A 6,541-nucleotide genomic window follows, 5' to 3' on the forward strand; every position below is an offset into this window, starting at 1 on the left:
TGGTCAAAATAATCCTCTAAAAACTCATAAGGTATTTTTCCAAAAATCACTTTATTCGGTTTAGCGATATTATAAAAATTAATAAAGCGTTCAAGTTTTTGTTTTCTACCTTTTGAATCGCTAAATATTTGCTGATTATGCCACATCGCAATTCAAAGTTCGTGTTACTCTTTCGACTTTCCATTTGTTTGTGGGTAGGCTGCTTTGGTGAATTTTTGATTAATAAGGTAGTTATGACTCATTTTTATTTTCTCACTTTTTAAGATGTTCACCACTGCTGTTTATTTTCCCATACTACTTTATTCAAAAATAAGCACATAAAAATTATAGAAGCATTGATCTATTTAATTTGTATAGATAGAATCATATTTTTAATATATCAAAAATAAATAATAACTTATAATGAAAAAATTAACTTTATTGAGCTGTTGTCTTTTCTTACTACTACCACTAAAAGCGCAAGCTGTCGTTGTAAATGATGTTACAGGTATGACACCAGTACAAGCATCTGCGGTTATGCAACCAGAATCGACTCAACAGGTCTCTGAACTAGTTAAAAATACATCTGGTCCAATTAGTATAGCTGGTGGCAAATACAGCATGGGTGGACAAACAGCAATAAACAATGGAATTCAAATAGATACACAAAAACTCAACCATGTGATTGATTTCAATCCTGAGAAGAAAATTTTAACCATTGAAACAGGCGCAACTTGGCGTCAAGTACAGGAATTGATTGATCCCTACAATTTATCGGTAAAAATCATGCAAAGCTATGCCAATTTTAGTATTGGTGGTTCGCTTAGTGTAAATGTGCATGGGCGTTATATTGGAGAAGGCCCTATGATTTTATCTGTTGAGAAGTTCAAAATTGTCCTAGCTGATGGCGCTATCGGCGGTTATGGTGGATTAGGCGTAATTACAGAAGTCACTTTGCGACTTGTTGATAATGTTAAAGTAAAACGCATTAGCGATGTTATGCCAATTGCCAAGTATTACCCATATTTTATGCAACAGATTCGTTCTGACAAAAGTGCCATATTCCACAACTCAGTAATTTACCCACCTGATTTTGAAGAAGTTCGTGCTGTCACTTTTAAAGAAACACAAGAACCATTGACTATTTTGGACAGATTACGTCCAATCGACCAATATTCGTTTGAACAGGAACAAAAAATAAAAATTGTCGCCTCATCAAATTTAGGCAAGCATTTACGTAAATTGTATGATGATATAGATTATACAAAACAACCAGTAATGTGGCGTAATTATGAAGCCAGTTATGATGTGTCGAATTTACAGCCAATTAAAAGCAAAAATAAAAGTTTTGCTCTACAGGAGTATTTTATCCCCATAGAGCGGTTTGAGGATTTTTATCCTGAATTAATTGCTATCCTAAAAAAACATCAGGCCAATGTGATTAATATTTCGATTCGTCATGCAAATCCTGATAGCGGTTCATTACTAGCATGGGCTAAAACCGAAGTGTTTGCTTTTGTTATTTATTATCAACAAGATACTGATGAACAAAGCAAAAAGAAAGTAGGAATCTGGACACGAGAATTAATCGATGCAGTATTAGCAAAGGGTGGAAGTTATTATTTACCGTATCAATTACATGCAACTGGTGAACAATTTCAGCGCGCATACCCACAAGCAGATCGCTTTTTTAAACTTAAAGCACAATTAGACCCAGAAAATAAATTCAATAACATGCTATTAGATCGATACCACCCTAAAATAATTCAGTAAACAAAATAAGGCATATTTATCTTGTTTATTATTACTATTTAACAATATTGGACGTACTTTTTTTGATAAGTTTTATACTCAAACACCATGTTACCTGAAACTTTTTAACAAGAATGTACGCTTATTTGTAGAATGAATTAAGTTAATTTGTCTTCTAATCAATATAAAGGAGGCTTAGAGCCTCCTTAATTCAAAACAAAAATCTTATATTATTGGTTTTCTGATTTTGCCTTCCAACGTTTAAGTAAAAGTGCATTGGTTACAACGCTAACACTACTTAACGCCATAGCGGCACCAGCTATCATTGGATTTAAAAATCCCAATGCCGCTAGCGGAATACCAATTAAATTATAGAAAAATGCCCAAAATAAATTTTGTTTAATTTTATTATAGGTTCGGCGCGAAATATCGATCGCATCAGCAATCAAAAACAGATTACCACGCATTAGAGTAATACTTGCTGCACGCATAGCCACATCGGTGCCTGTGCCCATAGCAATACCAATATCGGCAGCCGCCAAGGCTGGAGCATCATTAATACCATCTCCTACCATTGCCACTGTTTTATTACCAGTTATATCTTCACTTTTTTGTAGTTGATAAATATAGTTTGCTTTATCTTGCGGTAATACTTCAGCAATAACCTTATCTAAGCTTAACTGCTGCCCTACATAATTAGCTGCTTTCTGGTTATCACCAGTTAACATAACGGTTTTTACATTTAACTGATGTAATGCTTGAATAGCTTTTTCGGCTTCCCCCTTTATTACATCGGCAAAACCCAAGAGTGCTAATATCACCACATTACCTTCTGATTGCTGTTTCGCTAAAAATGAAATGGTATAACCTTTACTCGATAACTGATTAATTTTATCGTCCATACCAACAAAATAGGCATTTAATGATTTCATCCAACGCAAACTACCTAAATAATATTCGGTGTTATCAACGGTTGCCATCACTCCTGAACCAGCTACCGAAGTAATATTTTGAGCATAATGATACTCTTTAGCTTTACTTAAAATAGCTTTAGCAAGTGGATGCTCACTACCTGCTTGTAACGATGCTGCGAGCGATAAAATTTGATCGGGCGTCTCACTACCCATAACATCCATTTCAACTAATTCTGGTTTACCAATGGTTAATGTGCCTGTTTTATCAAATGCAACCATATTAATATTATGCAGTGTTTCTAATGCCTCGGCATCTTTAATTAAAATACCATGACGAGCAGCCACTCCTGTACCAACCATAATTGCTGTTGGTGTTGCCAAGCCTAATGCACAAGGGCAAGCAATCACTAACACAGCCACCGCATGGAGTAATGCTTGTTGCCAATCATGCGATATCACACCCCAAGCCAATAACGTAACAAGTGCAATCAATAAAATCACTGGCACAAAAATAGCGCTGATGCGATCAACAACTCGTTGGATTGGTGCTTTCTTAGCCTGAGCAGATTCAACCATTTCAATAATTTTAGATAAAGTAGAATCCGCTTGAATCGCTGTAGTTTTAACGATAAGTAACCCTTCGCCATTAATTGTACCGCCAGTAACTACATCATTAACGGCTTTATTTACAGGAAAACTCTCACCGGTTAGCATTGATTCATCACTACTAGATGCACCTTCAATCACAACGCCATCAACTGGAATACGCTCTCCAGGCTTAATAATAACAATATCATCCACTTTAACTTGGTTAATGGGTAAACTGATTTCTTGATTATCACGCCTTACTAAAGCAACATCAGGGCGTAGCGCAGACAGAGCCTCAATTGCTTGTGTGGTTTGATGTTTAGCTCTTGATTCTAACCACTTACCAAGCAAAATTAAGGTAATAATAATAACTGATGATTCAAAATAAAGGTGCTCATCATTGCCCATGATAAGCTGATAAACTGATAACCCATATGCCGCACTAGTACCAATGGCCACTAATAAATCCATATTACCCGACAACGCTTTAGCCGCATTAAAACCGCTTCGATAAAATTTAGCACCAAGTCCAAATTGCACAATAGATGCAATAACCAGTTGTAACCAAGCTGGCATCATCAAATGAAATCCAAAAGGTTCTAATAACATAGGTAACACAAAAGGAATAGCTAAAATAACAGAAATCACAATCGGTAAAATAGATGCTTGTTTGTTAACTTTCTTTGCACCTGATTGTTGATCTGAAATTTTAATAGCGCGATAGCCAGCTTTATCAACCGCAGACATTAATGCTTCAAGTTTAACATGAGTATCTGCATTAATTGTTGCTTTCTCAGTTGCCAGATTAACACTGACATCAATTACACCATCAACTTTTTTAATTGCTTTTTCTACACGACTAACACAAGAGGCACAACTCATTCCTTCAATATTAAGATGATATTGTATTGTCTTCATAAAATGCAGCCTTAATTTTTATACGATTATTGATTAGTATATACTCAAAATTGATAACAATGCAGAAAAATACTAGACAGATCGCAAGAATTTAACTTGCGATCAAAATAAGAGGAAATAAAAAAGATAACGTTAGTTACGTAATTTTTCGGGCCACTCGTTTTGAGTAGAAACTAATAAATCCTTAACAATTCTAGGATTACCCGCAACAACATTGCCCGAAACCATATAATTATTACCACCTGCAAAATCGGTAATAACGCCACCAGCTTCACGCAAAATCAACTCACCGCCAGCAATATCCCATGGTTTTAAGCCAATTTCAAAAAAGCCATCTAAACGACCTGCAGCAACATAGGCAAGATCTAAAGCGGCAGAACCAGTACGACGAAAATCGCCACATCTAACAAATAATTTTTGTAATACGCCAAAATAACTATCGCTATATTGTTTAGCTTTAAACGGAAAAGCCATTGCTAGCACGCTACCATCTAAATCTTTCGCATTACTCACTCGAATACGATAACCATTAAGTTGGGCGCCTTTACCACGAGCCGCTGTAAACAGCTCATTACTCATTGGATTATAAACAACAGCAATTTCGGTTTTACCTTTAACCCGAGCTGCGATAGACACTGCAAAATGAGGGATATTTTTAATAAAATTGGTCGTACCATCAATTGGGTCAATTATCCACTGAGTATCGGCATCATTACCTTTAGCTAAGCCGCTTTCTTCGGCAATGATAGTATGGTCAGGATAAGCTTTTTTAATTGTTTCAATAATCAAAGCTTCAGCCGCACGATCGGCATTAGTGGCGAAATCATTAGCGCCTTTGGTTTCGATTTCGATTGAACTAGGGTTTTCATAAGCCTTGATGGCTACATTACCTGCTTTACGAGCAGCACGAATAGCAATATTCAGCATCGGATGCATAAATTTATTCCAATTGATGATGTTAAAGAACGAATTATATTAGTATGCCATTTGTCATACTAAAAACTGTTATATAGTATAAAGGTTTTGTGGCTTTATTGCCAGTGTGTGTGGAGTGTTTTTCGGTAAAAAAACAGTTAAGAAAACTTTAATAAAATCATCATCTTTTCTGACTGATTTTTAGTGAAAAATAATTTCTTTTTGTTTTGGTGAATAAAATAGATTGGTGCGGTGGTTTCAGCGTCGGTGGCGGTAGGGGCGGCGCAGTTTTGTGGCTTTGCCACAACTGCGCAACCCTAAGGGGTTTGCCCTAACTTGCGCCAGAGCTTTATTCTTTGTTAAATTATCCTCTATTTGCACCATAACGCCTTCCGCTCCCTAAGGATTAAGAACTAAACGCTAATGTGCGCAAAAAACTTTGGCTTCGTAGTTGCGCGAGGGCGAGCTCGGGCGGATACCAATGACGCCAGAGAGCGAACTGGCATCGAACTGATATTCAACGTCTCGTGCGTCACTTGTCCAGTAGGTGCCACCATATTTCTGATCATAGGACGCCATGTCACCCCACTCAGTGAAAAAACCTTCTCCAATTCGACGTTGGTAATAATTACCAGATGACGACGCGCGGTTATTTATGTCATCTATACAGGGGAAAATATTGTATATACCACACTTCGCATTGCTTAACTCCCTTACTCTTGCCATGTGATAACCCCAAAAACGACACCATTTTAACTGCTTTTCATAACTGTCCTCCCCCATCAGCACGTCTTCCCGTGTAATGAACCACTTCTGCAACACAAATCCATATTTTACTACCTCAACGCCATATGTATCTCTACCCACTAACTCAAACCTCTGTGGTAATCTTGGTACCCCCCACCTCCATCCATCAGATGGACCAGTTAGCTTAACACGGGCAACTCGCCCCCTATCTTCATCAGGAATCCAATATTCATTAGCTACAACATTTGTCACTGTTGCAGAGATTCCGCTCAAAGTAACGGTGTTCCATGTCAATTCTTCTGGTTCTATTCCTGTTATGAGTAAATCAAAATATAAATTATTCGCACCTGTAGTCGGGAAATTGAGGTAGTATAAATCAGGATCAATTGATTGTACTAAAAAGCCCTTCTTAGGATCCCATATGCCAGCTGGGCCTGCGTATTTGCCGTCACCAGCAAATAGATTTGGCCTTGCATAATGGATAACTGGCGACTCTGGTAGCATTATTGCATCACTACGATTACCCGCTCGATACTTTTTGCCATTCGCCTGTACATTCCATGACGATGACAATAATAACAGTGCTAATACTAGCAAAGCTGTTTTAGGTGATTTGAACGATAATTTCGATAATTCGTTGAGAGATAATTTGGAAGGTATAAATAAGTTTCGTGAAAAAACTCGCCGAATAAGATTATTTGATAAACTTAAGACATAGGTTTGCCAGT

Annotated in this window: 4 protein-coding genes; 1 reads left to right on the forward strand and 3 read right to left on the reverse strand. The window is 37.0% G+C overall.

All coding sequences use genetic code 11. The annotated features are described in order from the left end of the window. Window positions 1-402: 402 nt before the first annotated feature. A complete protein-coding gene (locus tag B9N71_RS05300; RefSeq protein WP_085164629.1) occupies window positions 403-1,752 on the forward strand; it encodes an FAD-binding oxidoreductase in 1,350 nt (449 codons plus the stop codon). A gap of 209 nt (window positions 1,753-1,961) precedes the next feature. Here the strand turns inward: B9N71_RS05300 and B9N71_RS05305 are convergent, their stop codons facing one another. The 3 genes from B9N71_RS05305 to B9N71_RS12970 all read right to left on the reverse strand — a co-directional run bounded on the left by B9N71_RS05305 (window position 1,962) and on the right by B9N71_RS12970 (window position 5,371). Then, window positions 1,962-4,151 (reverse strand): heavy metal translocating P-type ATPase, encoded by a 2,190-nt coding sequence (locus tag B9N71_RS05305; RefSeq protein ID WP_085164630.1) that lies wholly within the window; start codon window positions 4,149-4,151, stop codon window positions 1,962-1,964. A 132-nt stretch (window positions 4,152-4,283) separates the two neighbouring features. Beyond that, a complete protein-coding gene (gene suhB / locus B9N71_RS05310; RefSeq protein ID WP_034909524.1) occupies window positions 4,284-5,087 on the reverse strand; it encodes an inositol-1-monophosphatase in 804 nt (267 codons plus the stop codon). A 137-nt stretch (window positions 5,088-5,224) separates the two neighbouring features. Further along, window positions 5,225-5,371 carry a hypothetical protein gene (locus B9N71_RS12970; RefSeq protein ID WP_167370059.1) on the reverse strand — a complete coding sequence of 49 codons (147 nt, stop codon included), beginning with the start codon at window positions 5,369-5,371 and terminating at the stop codon, window positions 5,225-5,227. Window positions 5,372-6,541 lie beyond the last annotated feature (1,170 nt).

Origin of the sequence: Gilliamella bombi, assembly GCF_900103255.1 — a bacterium.
Lineage (GTDB): Bacteria > Pseudomonadota > Gammaproteobacteria > Enterobacterales > Orbaceae > Gilliamella > Gilliamella bombi.